The 16,721-nt window shown below is 57.8% G+C and carries 13 protein-coding genes; 11 read left to right on the top strand and 2 right to left on the bottom strand.

Annotated elements, in window-relative coordinates:
- The first annotated feature begins 12 nt into the window (after positions 1-12).
- Positions 13-1,758, top strand: a complete 1,746-nt coding sequence (gene ggt, locus RS584_RS21650) for a gamma-glutamyltransferase (protein ID WP_072134592.1) — start codon at positions 13-15, stop codon at positions 1,756-1,758.
- 87 nt (positions 1,759-1,845) lie between these two features.
- Here the strand turns inward: ggt and yhhY are convergent, their stop codons facing one another.
- Complete coding sequence (gene yhhY, locus RS584_RS21645; protein ID WP_015571463.1) at positions 1,846-2,334, bottom strand: N-acetyltransferase; 489 nt, start codon at positions 2,332-2,334, stop codon at positions 1,846-1,848.
- A gap of 257 nt (positions 2,335-2,591) precedes the next feature.
- On the opposite strand from yhhY, the gene RS584_RS21640 reads away from it, so the two are divergent.
- From RS584_RS21640 to gntU, 5 genes are all read left to right on the top strand, one after another.
- Positions 2,592-3,629 (top strand): oxidoreductase, encoded by a 1,038-nt coding sequence (locus tag RS584_RS21640; protein WP_315748609.1) that lies wholly within the window; start codon positions 2,592-2,594, stop codon positions 3,627-3,629.
- A gap of 124 nt (positions 3,630-3,753) precedes the next feature.
- Entirely contained in the window at positions 3,754-4,449 is a 696-nt protein-coding gene (locus tag RS584_RS21635) for a pirin family protein (RefSeq protein ID WP_003861565.1), read from the top strand.
- 91 nt (positions 4,450-4,540) lie between these two features.
- Positions 4,541-5,536, top strand: a complete 996-nt coding sequence (gene gntR, locus RS584_RS21630; RefSeq protein WP_003861567.1) for a gluconate operon transcriptional repressor GntR — start codon at positions 4,541-4,543, stop codon at positions 5,534-5,536.
- A gap of 126 nt (positions 5,537-5,662) precedes the next feature.
- Complete coding sequence (gntK, locus tag RS584_RS21625) at positions 5,663-6,190, top strand: gluconokinase (RefSeq protein ID WP_003861569.1); 528 nt, start codon at positions 5,663-5,665, stop codon at positions 6,188-6,190.
- A 3-nt stretch (positions 6,191-6,193) separates the two neighbouring features.
- Positions 6,194-7,534 carry a gluconate transporter gene (gene gntU, locus RS584_RS21620; RefSeq protein WP_017693851.1) on the top strand — a complete coding sequence of 447 codons (1,341 nt, stop codon included), beginning with the start codon at positions 6,194-6,196 and terminating at the stop codon, positions 7,532-7,534.
- Positions 7,535-7,695: 161 nt separating this feature from the next.
- On the opposite strand, the gene yhgN is transcribed toward gntU, so the two are convergent.
- Positions 7,696-8,289, bottom strand: coding sequence for an NAAT family transporter YhgN (gene yhgN, locus RS584_RS21615; protein ID WP_003861574.1), 594 nt, complete (start codon positions 8,287-8,289; stop codon positions 7,696-7,698).
- A 178-nt stretch (positions 8,290-8,467) separates the two neighbouring features.
- Here yhgN and asd point away from each other — a divergent pair, with 178 nt between their 5' ends.
- The 5 genes from asd to glgA all read left to right on the top strand — a co-directional run bounded on the left by asd (position 8,468) and on the right by glgA (position 16,713).
- Complete coding sequence (gene asd / locus RS584_RS21610; RefSeq protein WP_003861575.1) at positions 8,468-9,571, top strand: aspartate-semialdehyde dehydrogenase; 1,104 nt, start codon at positions 8,468-8,470, stop codon at positions 9,569-9,571.
- A 239-nt stretch (positions 9,572-9,810) separates the two neighbouring features.
- The gene (gene glgB / locus RS584_RS21605) at positions 9,811-11,997 is read left to right on the top strand and encodes a 1,4-alpha-glucan branching enzyme (protein WP_315748608.1); all 2,187 of its coding nucleotides are present in this window, start codon (positions 9,811-9,813) and stop codon (positions 11,995-11,997) included.
- The gene (gene glgX / locus RS584_RS21600) at positions 11,994-13,967 is read left to right on the top strand and encodes a glycogen debranching protein GlgX (protein WP_284963487.1); all 1,974 of its coding nucleotides are present in this window, start codon (positions 11,994-11,996) and stop codon (positions 13,965-13,967) included. The genes glgB and glgX overlap by 4 nt, the downstream gene beginning before the upstream one ends.
- Before the next feature lie 17 nt (positions 13,968-13,984).
- Positions 13,985-15,280 (top strand): glucose-1-phosphate adenylyltransferase, encoded by a 1,296-nt coding sequence (gene glgC, locus RS584_RS21595; RefSeq protein WP_017384139.1) that lies wholly within the window; start codon positions 13,985-13,987, stop codon positions 15,278-15,280.
- The gene (glgA, locus tag RS584_RS21590; protein WP_017384140.1) at positions 15,280-16,713 is read left to right on the top strand and encodes a glycogen synthase GlgA; all 1,434 of its coding nucleotides are present in this window, start codon (positions 15,280-15,282) and stop codon (positions 16,711-16,713) included. The genes glgC and glgA overlap by 1 nt, the downstream gene beginning before the upstream one ends.
- The last annotated feature ends 8 nt before the right edge of the window (positions 16,714-16,721 follow it).

Genomic DNA, 16,721 nt, shown 5'->3' with positions numbered 1-16,721 from the left:
TGGAGAACAATAATGATGAAACCAACCTTTTTGCGCTGGGTCGCCATCGCTGCGCTGATGGCAGGCGGCACATTTACCGTGGCGGCCAACCCGCCCGCCGCTCCTCCGGTCTCTTACGGCGTGGAGGAGGATGTTTTTCACCCCGTACGGGCGACGCACGGCATGGTGGCCTCGGTTGACGCGCTGGCAACGCAGGTGGGCGTCGATATTCTTAAGCAGGGCGGTAACGCGGTGGATGCGGCGGTCGCGGTGGGATATGCGCTGGCGGTGACGCATCCACAGGCGGGGAACCTGGGCGGCGGCGGGTTTATGATGCTGCGCACCAAAGACGGTAAAACCACGGCCATCGACTTCCGTGAGATGGCGCCGAACCAGGCTTCCCGCGATATGTTCCTCGACGATCAGGGCAATCCGGACAGTAAAAAGTCTCTGACCTCGCACCTTGCCTCCGGCACGCCGGGCACCGTTGCGGGCTTCTCGCTGGCGCTGGAAAAATACGGCACGCTGCCGCTGAATAAAGTGGTGCAGCCTGCCATCAAGCTGGCGCGCGACGGCTTCGTCGTCAACGACGCGCTGGCGGACGACCTCAAAACCTACGGCAGCGAAGTTATTCCCAATCATGAGAACAGCAAGGCTATCTTCTGGAAAGACGGCGAGCCGCTGAAAAAGGGCGATAAGCTGGTGCAGAAGAACCTCGCAAAAAGTCTCGAACTGATTGCCGAAAACGGTCCGGACGCCTTCTATAAGGGGCCGATTGCCGATCAGATTGCCGATGAGATGCAGAAGAACGGCGGGCTGATCACCAAAGCGGATCTGGCGGAATATAAGGCGGTGGAGCGCGAGCCGATCAGCGGCACCTATCGCGGCTACGAGGTCTTCTCCATGCCGCCGCCGTCCTCCGGGGGCATTCACATCGTGCAGATCCTCAATATTCTGGAAAACTTCGATATGCACAAGTTCGGCTTCGGTAGCGCCGATGCCATGCAGGTGATGGCGGAGGCGGAGAAGCGCGCCTACGCTGACCGCTCGGAATACCTTGGCGATCCGGACTTCGTGAAGGTGCCGTGGCAGGCGCTGACCAACAAAGCCTATGCCAAATCGATTGCCGACGAGATCGACATCAATAAGGCTAAGCCGTCGAGCGAGATCCGCCCGGGCAAGCTGGCGCCGTATGAAAGTAACCAGACCACCCACTTCTCGGTGGTAGATAAAGACGGTAACGCGGTGGCGGTGACGTACACGCTTAACACCACTTTCGGCACCGGGATTGTGGCGGGCAACAGCGGTATTTTGCTGAACAACGAGATGGATGATTTTTCTGCCAAGCCGGGCGTGCCGAACGTCTACGGCCTGGTCGGCGGCGATGCGAATGCGGTCGGGCCGAAGAAGCGCCCGCTGTCGTCCATGTCGCCCACCATCGTGGTGAAAGACGGCAAAACCTGGCTGGTGACCGGCAGCCCTGGCGGGAGCCGGATTATCACAACCGTGCTGCAAATGGTGGTGAACAGTATCGACTTTGGGATGAACGTCGCCGAAGCGACCAATGCGCCGCGTTTCCACCACCAGTGGCTGCCGGACGAGCTGCGCGTGGAGAAGGGCTTTAGCCCGGACACCCTCAAGCTGCTTGAGCAGCGCGGCCAGAAGGTGGCGGTGAAGGAGGCGATGGGCAGCACCCAGAGCATTATGGTCGGGCCGGACGGCGCGCTGTTTGGCGCATCGGACCCGCGTTCGGTGGATGATTTAACGGCGGGGTATTGATTTTGTTGCCCGGTGGCGCTGCGCTTACCGGGCCTACAATGGCACGAACGTAGGCCCGGTAAGGCGAAGCCGCCACCCGGCAACTCACTACTTCATCCTCGCCATATAATACGCATCCACATACTCGCCGTTGCGCAGGGCGTAGCGCCTGCCGGTGCCTTCAATCTCAAACCCGTGCTTTTTGTACACCGCGATTGCCGGTTCGTTATCCACAAACACCGTTAACTCGATGCGGTCGACGCGCAGCCAGTTGTCGCACATATCGATCATGGTGCGAATCAGCGCGCTGGCCACGCCGCGGTTATGCCACTGCGCGCCAACGCAGATACCGAAATCGGCAACGTGGCTGCGGCGTGGTCGCTGGGCGACATCAATGGTGAGGTGGCCGACCACGATATCATCAATGCAGGCAACCAGCTGTTTAATGCCCGGCTGTTCGCCTAGCCGCATTTGCCACATTTCCATTGAAGGATGAGGAACCTGTAGCGTGTTGTGGTACACCTCCGGCTGGGCGTGGATCTGACGAATGGCGTCGTAATCTTTCGGTTCAGCGTGGCGTATCACTATCTCACTCATTCCTTGTTCCTCAGTCAGTTAAAAGTCCCCTCCAACATCAGTGACTTTAAAAGTTGAGTCAATCGCTATTTTTTGCAAAAAGTGTTGGACAAGTGCGAATGAGAATGATTATTATTGCTCTGCATTCAGGAAGACCTCCTACGGGAACCTGAAAGCACGACATTGCTCACATTGCTTCCAGTATTACTTTAGCCAGCTTCTCGCTGGCTTTTTTTTTGTTATGGTTAGACTCAGTAACCTTCCAAAAGGACTGAGCCATGACACTACATTGTGCATTTATTGGATTTGGCAAAAGCACCACGCGTTACCACCTTCCGTATGTTCTTAACCGAAAAGAGACCTGGCACGTGGCCCATATCTATCGCCGCCGCGCGAAGCCAGAAGAGCAGTCTCCGCAGTATTCCCATATTCATTTCACCAGCGATCTTGATGAGGTGCTTAACGACCCGCAGGTGAAGCTGGTGGTGGTCTGTACCCACGCCGACAGCCACTTTGACTACGCGAAACGCGCGCTGGAAGCAGGTAAAAACGTGCTGGTGGAAAAACCGTTCACCCCGACCATCGCCGAAGCGAAGGAGCTGTTCGCGCTGGCGAAAAGCAAAGGGCTGACCGTCACGCCGTACCAGAACCGTCGCTTTGACAGCTGCTTCCTGACGGCAAAAAAGGCAATTGAAAGCGGCAAACTCGGTGAGATCGTGGAAATCGAAAGCCACTTCGATTACTACCGCCCGGTGGCGGAAACCCAGCCCGGACTGCCGCAGGACGGATCTTTCTACGGTCTCGGCGTGCACACCATGGACCAGATCATCTCCCTGTTTGGCCGCCCGGACCACGTGGCGTATGACATCCGCAGCCTGCGCAATAAGGCCAACCCGGACGATACCTTTGAAGCGCAGCTGTTCTACGGCGACCTGAAAGCCATCGTAAAAACCAGCCATCTGGTGAAAATCGACTACCCGAAATTTATCGTTCACGGCAAGAAAGGCTCCTTTATCAAGTACGGTATTGACCAGCAGGAGACCAGCCTGAAGGCTAACATCATGCCGGGCGAACCGGGCTTTGCGGCAGATGATTCCGTGGGCGTGCTGGAGTACGTGAACGACGAGGGCCTGACGGTCAGGGAAGAGCTGAAGCCGGAAACGGGCGACTATGGACGCGTATACGATGCGCTGTATGACACCCTCACCACCGGCGCGCCGAATTATGTCAAGGAATCTGACGTTCTGACCAACCTGGAAATCCTTGAGCGCGCCTTCGAGCAGGCTTCTCCTGCCACGGTAACCCTTGCGAAATAAGCAAAACAGGCTCCTCTGCGCTTGTTCATAATTTTTGAACAGAGGAGTCAATTTTCACCCTCTATGATCCCCGGCGGTTTGCGTCCACACTTACTCCATCGAAACGAACTGAGGGTGAAAAACAATGATCTACTTACGCAAAGCAAACGAACGTGGTCACGCGAATCATGGCTGGCTGGACTCATGGCATTCATTCTCGTTTGCCGACTACTACGACCCGAACTTTATGGGCTTCTCCGCACTGCGCGTGATTAACGACGACGTGATTGATGCAGGCCAGGGCTTCGGTACCCACCCGCACAAAGACATGGAAATCCTGACCTATGTGCTGGAAGGGGCGGTTGAGCACCAGGACAGCATGGGCAACAAAGAGCAGGTTCCGGCGGGCGAGTTCCAGATTATGAGCGCGGGTACCGGGGTGCGTCACTCTGAGTACAACCCGAGCAAAACGGAAAAACTGCACCTGTATCAAATCTGGATCATTCCAGAAGAGACCGGCATCACGCCACGCTACGAGCAGCGCCGCTTCGACGCGAAACAGGGCAAACAGCTGGTGCTGTCCCCGGATGCGCGTGAAGGTTCCCTGAAAGTGCATCAGGATATGGAGCTGTACCGCTGGGCGCTGGCGAAAGATGAACAGTCTGTACACCAGATTGCCGCTAACCGCCGCGTGTGGATCCAGGTGGTGAAAGGTGAAGTGTCCATCAACGGCACCAAAGCGACAACCGCCGATGGCCTGGCAGTCTGGGATGAGCAGGCGCTCTCCGTGCATGCCGACAGCGAAAGTGAAATTCTGCTGTTTGACCTGCCGCCAGTCTAAATAATTTCTCAACCTTCCCTTTAAACGGGGAAGGTTGAGCTTTGTCCGTGATAAACTGAGCAAATCTCTCACTTCAAGATTTCTCAGGACGATGAAAAAGAAACGCCCCGTACTTCAGGATGTCGCCGATCGCGTCGGTGTGACCAAAATGACGGTCAGCCGTTTTTTACGTAACCCGGAACAGGTTTCCGTGGCGTTGCGTGGCAAGATTGCCGCCGCCCTTGATGAACTGGGTTATATCCCCAACCGCGCGCCCGATATTCTCTCCAATGCAACCAGCCGTGCGGTGGGCGTCCTGCTTCCTTCCTTAACCAACCAGGTATTCGCCGAAGTGCTGCGTGGCATTGAAAGCGTCACCGATGCGTTTGGCTATCAGACCATGCTCGCCCACTACGGGTACAAGCCGGAACTGGAAGAGGAACGTCTTGAATCGATGCTTTCCTGGAACATTGACGGCCTGATTTTAACGGAACGTACTCACACCCCGCGCACGCTGAAAATGATTGAAGTGGCAGGCATTCCGGTGGTGGAACTGATGGACAGCCAGTCGCCGTGCCTCGACATCGCCGTGGGGTTCGATAACTTTGAAGCGGCGCGTCAGATGACGGCGGCGATCATCGCCCGCGGTCATCGCCATGTGGCCTATCTGGGTGCGCGTCTGGATGAACGTACTATCATCAAACAGAAGGGATACGAGCAGGCGATGCTCGACGCCGGTTTAACCCCGTACAGCGTGATGGTGGAGCAATCTTCTTCTTACACGTCGGGTATTGAGCTGATGCGTCAGGCGCGACGCGAGTATCCGCAACTGGACGGTATTTTCTGCACCAACGATGACCTTGCGGTCGGCGCCGCGTTTGAGTGCCAGCGTCTGGGTTTAAAAATCCCGGATGATATGGCGATTGCCGGCTTCCACGGCCACGACATTGGCCAGGTGATGGAGCCGCGTCTGGCGAGCGTCCTGACCCCGCGTGAACGCATGGGCCGCATTGGCGCAGAGCGCCTGCTGGCGCGCATTCGTGGTGAGGCAGTTACCCCGAAAATGTTAGATTTAGGTTTCACCTTGTCACCGGGTGGATCTATTTAATCCGACAAATTTGAAGTAGCTCACACTTATTCACTTCGCGCACGTTTGGATATTGCTTCTCTTATGCCCCGGCAGGACAATGTTACCGATAACTGTTACCCGTAACAATTGACTGAGGGACACCCTTTGAGCACGACTAATCACGATCACCACGTTTACGTCCTGATGGGCGTGTCCGGTAGCGGTAAATCTGCCGTGGCGAGCGAAGTGGCGCATCAACTCCAGGCTGCGTTTCTTGATGGTGACTTCCTCCATCCGCGCAGCAACATCATGAAAATGGCTTCCGGCGAGCCGCTGAACGACGACGACCGCAAACCATGGTTGCAGGCGCTGAATGACGCCGCGTTCGCGATGCAGCGCACCAATAAAGTCTCCCTGATCGTCTGTTCCGCGCTGAAAAAAACCTATCGCGACCTGCTGCGCGACGGCAACCCGAACCTCTCTTTCATCTACCTGAAAGGTGATTTCGGGGTGATTGAAAGCCGCCTGAAGGCGCGTAAAGGCCACTTCTTCAAAACCCAGATGCTGGTAACGCAGTTCGAAGCGTTGCAGGAGCCGGGAGCTGACGAACAGGATGTCTTAGTGGTTGATATCGATCAGCCGCTGGAAGGTGTTGTTGCCAGCACCATCGAGGTTATTAATAAAAGGCAGTAAGTTTTGAGTACATTAACGCTAGTTTTGACAGCAGTGGGTTCCGTATTGCTGCTGCTGTTTTTAGTGATGAAGGCACGTATGCACGCCTTCGTGGCTTTGATGGTGGTTTCTATTGGTGCCGGTCTCTTTTCCGGCATGCCGCTCGACAAAATCGCGGCGACGATGGAAAAAGGGATGGGCGGCACGCTCGGCTTCCTGGCCATTGTGGTGGCGCTGGGCGCGATGTTTGGCAAGATTTTGCACGAGACGGGCGCGGTCGATCAGATTGCGGTCAAGATGCTGAAATCCTTCGGGCACAGCCGTGCGCACTACGCGATTGGCCTGGCCGGTCTGATTTGCGCGCTGCCGCTGTTCTTTGAAGTGGCGGTGGTGCTGCTGATTAGCGTGGCGTTCTCCATGGCGCGGCATACTGGTACCAACCTCGTGAAGCTGGTCATTCCGCTGTTTGCGGGCGTGGCGGCTGCGGCGGCGTTCCTGCTGCCGGGGCCTGCGCCGATGCTGCTGGCCTCCCAGATGCATGCTGACTTTGGCTGGATGATCCTGATTGGCCTGTGCGCGGCAATTCCGGGGATGATTATCGCCGGTCCGCTGTGGGGCAACTTCATCAGCCGTTACGTTGAGCTGCACATTCCGGATGACATCTCCGAGCCGCACCTGGGCGAGGGCAAAATGCCGTCCTTCGGCTTCAGCCTGTCGCTGATCCTGCTCCCGCTGGTGCTGGTGGGCCTGAAAACCATCGCTGCGCGCTTTGTGCCGGTGGGGTCAACCGCTTACGAATGGTTCGAATTTATTGGTCATCCGTTCACCGCGATCCTGGTGGCGTGTCTGGTAGCAATTTACGGCCTGGCGATGCGTCAGGGCATGCCGAAAGACCGCGTGATGGAGATCTGTGGTGCCGCGCTGCAACCGGCGGGGATTATCCTGCTGGTGATCGGGGCGGGCGGCGTGTTCAAGCAGGTGCTGGTGGATTCCGGCGTTGGTCCGGCGCTGGGCGAAGCGCTGACCGGAATGGGGCTGCCGATTGCAGTCACCTGTTTCGTGCTGGCCGCGGCGGTGCGTATCATTCAGGGCTCCGCGACCGTAGCGTGCTTAACCGCCGTGGGTCTGGTGATGCCGGTGATTGAACAGCTGAACTACTCCGGCGCGCAGATGGCGGCGCTCTCTATCTGTATCGCGGGTGGCTCGATTGTGGTTTCTCACGTGAACGACGCGGGCTTCTGGCTGTTCGGTAAATTTACCGGCGCGACCGAAGCGCAAACCCTGAAAACCTGGACGCTGATGGAAACCATCCTCGGCACGACGGGTGCGGTTGTCGGGATGATTGCGTTTACGCTGCTGAGCTAATCCCGGTTTTCTCCCTCTCCCCGTGGGAGAGGGCTGGGGTGAGGGCATTAGGCCGCAGAGGGCGTATATTGTCGGGTGGCGGCTTCGCCTTACCCGACCTACAAAAAACTCAGGTCCCGTAGGCCGGGTAAGCGCAAGCACCACCCGGCTTTTTTACATCTTCACCCTTTCATCCACGCCCGGATCCCGTCCAGGAACATCTGCGTTGCCATCATCACCAGAATCAGCCCCATCAGGCGCTCCAGGGCGTTTACCCCTTTCTCACCCAGCAGGCGCAGGAACAGCGACGACTGCAACAGGATAATAAATGTCCCGCCCCAGGCGATCAGCAGGGCAATCACCAGATGGCTCATCTGATTCGGATACTGATGCGACAGCAGCATCAGCGTCGCCAGAATCGTTGGCCCGGCGACCAGCGGAATTGCCAGCGGCACGATAAACGGCTCTTCACCCGCAGGCAGGCCGCTGCTGCTGCCCTCCGCGCTCGGGAAAATCATCTTAATGGCAATCAGGAACAAAATTATCCCGCCGGAAATGGAGACCGTTTCGGCGCGTAAGTTCAGGAAAGCGAGGATTTTTTCACCGGCGAACAGGAAGATAAACATCACCAGCAGGGCGATGAGCAGCTCGCGGATCATGATCGCCCGGCGGCGCTTCGGCTCGGTGTGCTTCAGCACCGACATGAAGATCGGCAGATTACCGAGCGGATCCATAATCAGGATCAATAAAACCGCTGCGGAAATGATTTCACTCATCTTAAATTATCCCTGATACTTATTGTGGTCATTGCGATGATTAGCACTTTTTCTGATTGCCGGGCAATCATCGATTAATTTCGCTTGCGACTTTGGCAGCATTTTGTAATGTGAAGCATATCCCAGTTCAATACTGGCTTGCACAATCAGCACACACCCCTTGCAGGAAAAAAATGCTATGAAAAACGTTGGTTTTATCGGCTGGCGCGGTATGGTCGGCTCTGTACTCATGCAACGCATGGTTGAAGAGCGCGATTTCGACGCCATCCGCCCGGTCTTCTTCTCCACTTCCCAGCTCGGCCAGGCTGCACCGTCCTTTGGGGGTACCACAGGCACGTTGCAGGATGCTTACGATCTGGAAGCGCTGAAGGCACTCGACATTATTGTGACCTGCCAGGGCGGCGATTATACCAACGAAATCTATCCGAAGCTGCGTGAAAGCGGCTGGCAGGGCTACTGGATTGATGCGGCCTCTTCGCTTCGCATGAAAGACGATGCGATCATTATTCTTGACCCGGTTAACCAGGGCGTCATCACCGACGGCCTGAACAACGGCGTGAAAACCTTTGTTGGCGGTAACTGCACCGTCAGCCTGATGCTGATGTCCCTCGGCGGCCTGTTCGCACAGGATCTGGTGGAGTGGGTCTCCGTGGCGACCTACCAGGCGGCCTCCGGCGGCGGCGCGCGTCATATGCGTGAGCTGCTGACCCAGATGGGCCAGCTGCACCAGAGCGTCGCTGCCGAGCTGGCAGACCCGGCGTCCGCGATTCTCGATATCGAGCGTAAAGTCACTCAGCTCACCCGCAGCGGCGAGCTGCCGGTGGATAACTTTGGCGTACCGCTGGCCGGTGGCCTGATCCCGTGGATCGACAAACAGCTGGATAACGGCCAGACCCGCGAAGAGTGGAAGGGCCAGGCTGAGACCAACAAAATCCTCGGCACCGCGAACACCATTCCGGTTGACGGTCTGTGCGTGCGTATCGGCGCGCTGCGCTGCCACAGCCAGGCCTTTACCATTAAACTGAAAAAAGATGTGTCTATTCCGACCGTGGAAGAGCTGCTGGCCGCACACAACCCGTGGGCGAAAGTGGTGCCAAACGATCGCGATATCACCATGCGCGAACTGACCCCGGCAGCCGTTACCGGCACGCTGACCACCCCGGTTGGCCGTCTGCGCAAGCTGAACATGGGGCCGGAGTACCTCTCCGCGTTCACCGTTGGCGATCAGCTACTGTGGGGTGCAGCCGAGCCTCTGCGCCGCATGCTGCGCCAGCTGGCGTAATAATTTGTTAAACACGGGGGGTGATTGTCACCCCCTTTTTTTGCGTACTACATGGAGTAAAACGCAGATGTCTTATTTTTTATCAGGAGGACCCACGACGTTGGCTATGCTTTAAGGAAGATTTATTTCTCACCTGAGGGTAGGGCGGAGCAGAGAGGATTAACTGCACCGTTTAGGTCACATTAAAAGTCGTCCCGGAGCGCGTAAAAAGGGCGACATAAAAAAACAGGATGAACACCATGTCCGATCGTATTTCGAGAGACGTGATTAATGCGCTTATTGCGGGTCACTTTGCCGACCCCTTTTCTGTGCTAGGGATGCACCGTACAGAGGCCGGACTGGAAGTTCGGGCGCTGTTACCGGATGCAACAGAAGTGTGGGTTATCGAACCCAAAACCGGCCGCAAGGTGGGTAATCTGGAATGCCTCGACTCGCGTGGCTTCTTCTCGGGCGTCATGCCCCGCCGTAAAAATCCTTTTCGTTATCAGCTTGCCGTTATCTGGCACGGTCAGCAAAACCTGATTGACGATCCCTATAGCTTCGGCCCGCTCTTAAAAGAGATGGACGCCTGGCTGCTGTCCGAAGGGACCCATTTACGCCCCTACGAAACGCTGGGTGCCCATGCGGATACCATGGACGGTATCACCGGCACGCGTTTTGCCGTATGGGCGCCAAACGCCCAGCGCGTCTCCGTCGTCGGGCAGTTCAACTACTGGGACGGTCGTCGTCACCCCATGCGCCTGCGCCGGGAAACCGGCATCTGGGAGCTGTTTATCCCCGGCGCGCACAACGGTCAGCTCTACAAATTCGAGATGATCGATGCCAACGGCAAGCTGCGCATTAAATCCGACCCGTACGCCTTTGAGGCAGAGCTACGCCCGAATACCGCCTCGCTGATTTGCGGCCTGCCGGAGAAGGTTGTCCAGAGCGAGGAGCGCAAGCAGGCCAACCGCTTTGATGCGCCAATCTCCGTCTATGAAGTGCATCTCGGCTCGTGGCGTCGCCACACCGATAACAACTTCTGGCTGAGCTATCGCGAGCTGGCGGACCAGCTGGTGCCGTACGCCAAATGGATGGGCTTTACCCATCTGGAGCTGCTGCCGATCAACGAACACCCATTTGACGGCAGCTGGGGCTATCAGCCAACCGGGCTGTATGCGCCCACGCGCCGCTTCGGCACGCGCGATGACTTCCGCTATTTCATCGATGCCGCGCACGCCGCCGGGCTGAACGTGATCCTCGACTGGGTGCCGGGCCACTTCCCGTCGGATGATTTTGCGCTGGCAGAGTTCGACGGCACAAAGCTGTACGAGCACAGCGACCCGCGCGAAGGCTATCACCAGGACTGGAACACGCTGATCTACAACTACGGTCGCCGTGAAGTATCGAACTACCTGGTCGGGAACGCGCTGTACTGGATCGAACGCTTCGGCATTGATGCCCTGCGCGTGGATGCGGTGGCGTCGATGATCTACCGCGACTACAGCCGCAAAGAGGGGGAGTGGATCCCGAACGAGTATGGTGGCCGTGAAAACCTCGAAGCGATTGAGTTTCTGCGCAACACCAACCGCATTATCGGCGAGCAGGTGGAAGGCGCCGTGACCATGGCGGAAGAGTCCACCGACTTCCCGGGCGTTTCCCGTCCACCGGCAATGGGTGGTCTGGGCTTCTGGTACAAATGGAACCTCGGCTGGATGCACGACACGCTCGACTACATGAAGCTCGACCCGGTTTATCGTCAGTATCACCACGATAAGCTCACCTTCGGGTTGCTCTATAACTACACCGAAAACTTCATGCTGCCGCTGTCGCACGATGAAGTGGTGCACGGCAAGAAATCCATTCTCGACCGCATGCCGGGGGAGGCGTGGCAGAAGTTTGCCAACCTGCGCGCTTACTACGGCTGGCTGTTTGCTTTTCCGGGTAAAAAGCTGCTGTTTATGGGTAACGAGTTCGCTCAGGGCCGCGAATGGAACCACGATACCAGCCTTGACTGGCATCTGCTGGAAGGTGCGGACAACTGGCACCACGGCGTACAGCGTCTGGTCCGTGACCTGAACCTGACTTATCGCCACCACAAAGCGCTGCACGAGCTGGACTTCGATCCGTACGGCTTTGAGTGGCTGGTGGTGGACGACCACGAGCGCTCGGTGTTTGTCTTTGTGCGCCGCGACAAGGCGGGTAACGAGATCATCGTCGCCAGCAACTTCACGCCGGTGCCGCGCGAACACTACCGCTTCGGCATTAACCAGCCGGGCAAATGGCGCGAAATTCTCAATACCGACTCCATGCACTACCACGGCAGCAACGCCGGTAACGGTGGTCTGGTGCAGAGCGATGCCATTGAAAGCCACGGCCGTCCGAACTCCCTGAGCCTGACGCTGCCGCCGCTTGGCACAATCTGGCTGGTGCGGGAGGGTGAATGACGCAGCTTACGGCAGGTAAACCCGAACCGCTCGGGGCGAGTTTTGACGGAAAGGGGGTGAACTTCACGCTCTTTTCCGCCCATGCGGAGCGGGTGGAACTCTGTGTGTTTGACGGGGAAGGTAACGAGCACCGTTACGATTTACCGGCGCGCACGGGGGATACCTGGCATGGCTACCTGGCCGGAGGACGGCCGGGGATGCACTACGGTTTTCGCGTACACGGCCCCTGGGAGCCCTCTCAGGGGCACTGGTTTAACCCGGCGAAGCTGCTGATTGACCCGTGCGCGCACCGCGTGGACGGTGAGTTTAAAGATGACTCGCTGTTCCACGTTGGCTACGGCGAACCTGACCACCGCGACAGCGCGCCCGTCGCGCCCAAAAGCGTGGTGGTGCACGATCTCTACGACTGGGAAGACGATGCCCCGCCGCGCACGCCGTGGGGCAACACCGTTATTTATGAAGCCCACGTCAAAGGGCTGACGTATCTGCACCCGTCAATCCCTAAAGAGATGCGCGGCACCTACAAAGCGCTTGGGCATCCGACGATGGTCGCGTACCTGAAGCACTTAGGGATCACCGCGCTGGAGCTGTTGCCCGTGGCGCATTTCGCCAGCGAGCCGCGGCTACAGCGTCTTGGGTTAAGCAACTACTGGGGCTACAACCCGCTGGCGATGTTCGCCCTCGACCCGCGCTACGCGGTGCAGCCGGAGAAGGCACGGGATGAGTTTCGCGATGCGGTGAAGGCGCTTCACGCGGCGGGTATCGAGGTCATTCTGGACGTGGTGCTGAACCACAGTGCGGAAAGCGATCTTGACGGCCCGACGCTCTCACAGCGCGGAATCGATAACCGTAGCTATTATTGGATCAGGGACGACGGCGATTACGAGAACTGGACCGGGTGCGGTAACACCCTCAACCTCAGTCATCCGGCCGTTACGCATTACGCGTACGAGTGCCTGAAATACTGGGTTGAGACGTTCCACGTGGACGGTTTTCGCTTCGACCTGGCGCCGGTGATGGGGCGCACCCCGGCGTTCAGCCAGCAGGCGCCGCTGTTTGAGGCCATCAAAAACTGCCCGGTGCTCTCAAAGGTTAAGCTGATCGCGGAGCCCTGGGACATCGGAGAGGGCGGTTATCAGGTGGGGAATTTCCCGCCGCTGTTTGCCGAGTGGAACGACCACTTCCGCGATGCCATCCGCCGCTTCTGGCTGACGCGCGATCTGTCGCTGGGGGAGTTTGCCGGTCGCTTTGCCGGCTCCAGCGATCTCTTCAAGCGTGACGGCAAACGTCCGTCGGCCACCATTAACCTGCTGACGGCACACGACGGTTTTACGCTGCGCGACTGCGTTTGTTTCAATCAGAAACACAATGAGGCAAACGGCGAGGAGAATCGCGATGGGACTAACAATAACCATAGCTTCAACCATGGTATAGAAGGGTTAGGCGGAAGTCTGGATGTGATCGAGCGGCGACGCGCCAGCGTTCATGCGCTGCTGACGACGCTTTTGTTGTCGCAGGGCACGCCGATGCTGCTGGCGGGCGATGAGCACGGCCACAGCCAGCACGGCAACAACAACGCCTATTGCCAGGACAACACCCTGACCTGGCTCGACTGGGGAGAAGCGAACAGCGGGCTGACCCATTTCACCGCGGCGCTGATCCATCTTCGCCAGCGCATCCCCGCGCTCACCGCCGACCGCTGGTGGGAAGAGGGCGACGGAAACGTTCGCTGGCTGAATAAAGACGCGCAACCGTTAAGCGCGCAAGAGTGGCAACACGGCATACCCTGTCTGCAAATCCTGCTTTCGGATACGTGGCTGGTGACGCTGAACGCGACGGATGACGTCGCAGAGATTGTTTTACCTGACGGGGAATGGCGAGCCATTCCTCCCTTTGCCGGAGCGGATAATCCGGTTGTTATGGCTGTCTGGCACGGGCCTGCGCACGGAGTGTGCGTATTCCAAAGATGATAAAAAAGGAGTTAGTCATGGTTAGATTAGAGAAGAACGATCCGTTAATGTTGGCGCGCCAGCTACCATTAAAAACAGTTGCCCTGATACTCGCGGGCGGGCGTGGTACCCGTCTGAAAGATTTGACCATCAAGCGCGCCAAACCGGCCGTTCACTTTGGTGGTAAGTTCCGTATTATCGATTTTGCACTTTCCAACTGCCTGAACTCAGGCATTCGCCGTATTGGCGTCATTACCCAGTATCAGTCGCACACGCTGGTGCAGCACATTCAGCGCGGCTGGTCATTCTTCAGCGAAGAGATGAACGAATTTGTCGATCTGCTCCCGGCGCAGCAGCGCGTTCATGGGGAGAACTGGTACCGCGGCACGGCGGATGCCGTGACCCAGAACCTCGACATCATTCGTCGCTACAGCGCGGAATACATCGTTATCCTCGCCGGGGACCACATCTACAAGCAAGATTACTCCCACATGCTGATCGATCACGTCGAAAAAGGGGCGCGCTGCACCGTGGCGTGTCTGCCGGTGCCTGTTGCGGAAGCAACCGCGTTTGGCGTGATGCATGTAGATGGCGATGACAAGATTATCGACTTTGTCGAAAAACCGGCGAACCCGCCAACCATGCCGGGCGACGACACCAAATCGCTCGCCAGCATGGGGATCTATGTCTTTGATGCCGATTATCTTTATGAACTGCTGGAAGAGGACGACAAAGACGAAAACTCCAGCCACGACTTCGGTAAAGACATTATCCCGAAAATCACCAAAGCTGGCATGGCGTATGCACATCCCTTCCCGCTGTCCTGCGTGCAGTCAGACCCGAATGCGGAACCTTACTGGCGCGACGTCGGTACGCTGGAAGCCTACTGGAAAGCCAACCTCGACCTGGCGTCCGTCACGCCTGAGCTGGATATGTACGACCAGAACTGGCCGATTCGCACGCATATGGAATCGTTGCCGCCGGCGAAGTTCGTTCAGGATCGCTCCGGCAGCCACGGCATGACGCTCAACTCGCTGGTCTCTGGCGGGTGCATTATCTCCGGTTCGGTGGTGGTGCAGTCCGTGCTGTTCCCGCGCGTGCGTATAAACTCATTCTGTAATATCGATTCGGCAGTTCTGCTGCCGGATGTCTGGGTAGGACGCTCATGTCGTCTGCGTCGCTGCGTTATCGATCGTGCCTGCATCATTCCCGAAGGGATGGTGATTGGGGAAAACGCGGAAGAAGATGCGCGTCGTTTCTACCGTTCGGAAGAGGGGATCGTGTTAGTAACACGGGAAATGTTGCGGAAGCTGCAAATCAAACAGGAGCGATGATGCAGGTTTTACACGTATGTTCTGAGATGTTCCCGTTGTTAAAAACGGGCGGCCTGGCGGATGTTCTTGGTGCATTACCAGCGGCGCAAATCGCCGGAGGGGTGGATACCCGCGTGTTGTTGCCCGCTTTTCCGGATATCCGGCGCGGTATTCCCGATGCAAAGGTTGTTACCCGTCGCGAGACCTTCGCGGGACGTATCACCCTGCTGTTTGGACATTACAATGGCGTAGGGATTTACCTGATTGATGCCCCGCATTTATACGATCGACCCGGCAGCCCGTATCATGATACCAACCTGTACGCCTATACCGATAACGTGATGCGCTTTGCCCTGCTCGGCTGGGTGGGGGCGGAAATGGCCGTCGGACTGGATCCGTTCTGGCGTCCGAACGTGGTGCACGCGCATGACTGGCATGCGGGGCTGGCTCCTGCGTATCTGGCGGCGAAGGGGCACCCGGCCAAATCGGTGTTTACGGTGCACAACCTGGCGTATCAGGGCATGTATTACGCGCATCATATGAATGACATCGATCTGCCATGGTCGTTCTTTAACATGCACGGACTGGAGTTTAACGGACAGATTTCGTTCCTGAAGGCGGGTCTGTACTACGCCGACCACATCACGGCGGTCAGCCCAACCTACGCGCGGGAAATTACCCAGCCGGAGTTCGGTTACGGTATGGAAGGGCTGCTGCAACAGCGCCACCGTGAAGGTCGCCTGTCGGGCATTCTGAACGGCGTGGATGAACAGATCTGGAATCCGGAAACGGACCTCCTGCTGGCGGCGCGCTATGGTCGCGACTCCGTGGAGGACAAAGCGGAGAACAAGCGCCAGCTACAGATTGCGATGGGGCTGAAGGTCAACGACAAGGTGCCGCTGTTTGCGGTGGTCAGCCGCCTGACCAGCCAGAAAGGGCTGGATCTGGTGCTGGAAGCGCTGCCGGGATTACTGGAGCAGGGCGGCCAGCTGGCGCTGCTCGGCGCGGGCGACCCGGTATTGCAGGAAGGTTTCCTCGCGGCCGCGGCGGAACATCCGGGGCAGGTGGGCGTGCAGATTGGCTATCACGAAGCGTTCTCGCACCGCATCATGGGCGGCGCGGACGTGATTCTGGTGCCGAGCCGCTTCGAGCCCTGCGGCCTGACGCAGCTCTATGGTCTGAAATACGGCACGTTGCCGCTGGTACGCCGCACGGGCGGGCTGGCGGATACGGTGTCTGACAGCTCCCTGGAAAACCTGGCGGACGGTATCGCCAGCGGGTTTGTTTTCGAGGACAGTAATGCCTGGTCGCTGCTTCGGGCGATCCGGCGTGCTTTCGTCTTGTGGTCCCGTCCATCCCTGTGGCGTTACGTACAACGTCAGGCGATGTCCATGGACTTTGGCTGGCACGTTGCGGCGCAGTCCTACCGCGACCTTTATCAACGCTTGATGTAACGAGGCGA

Source organism: Enterobacter sp. DTU_2021_1002640_1_SI_PRY_ASU_LCPMC_013, from assembly GCF_032389435.1.
GTDB classification, from domain to species: Bacteria; Pseudomonadota; Gammaproteobacteria; order Enterobacterales; family Enterobacteriaceae; genus Enterobacter; species Enterobacter hormaechei_C.
The sequence above is the reverse complement of the archived record's forward strand: the minus strand, read 5'-3'. Positions and strand labels throughout refer to the sequence as shown.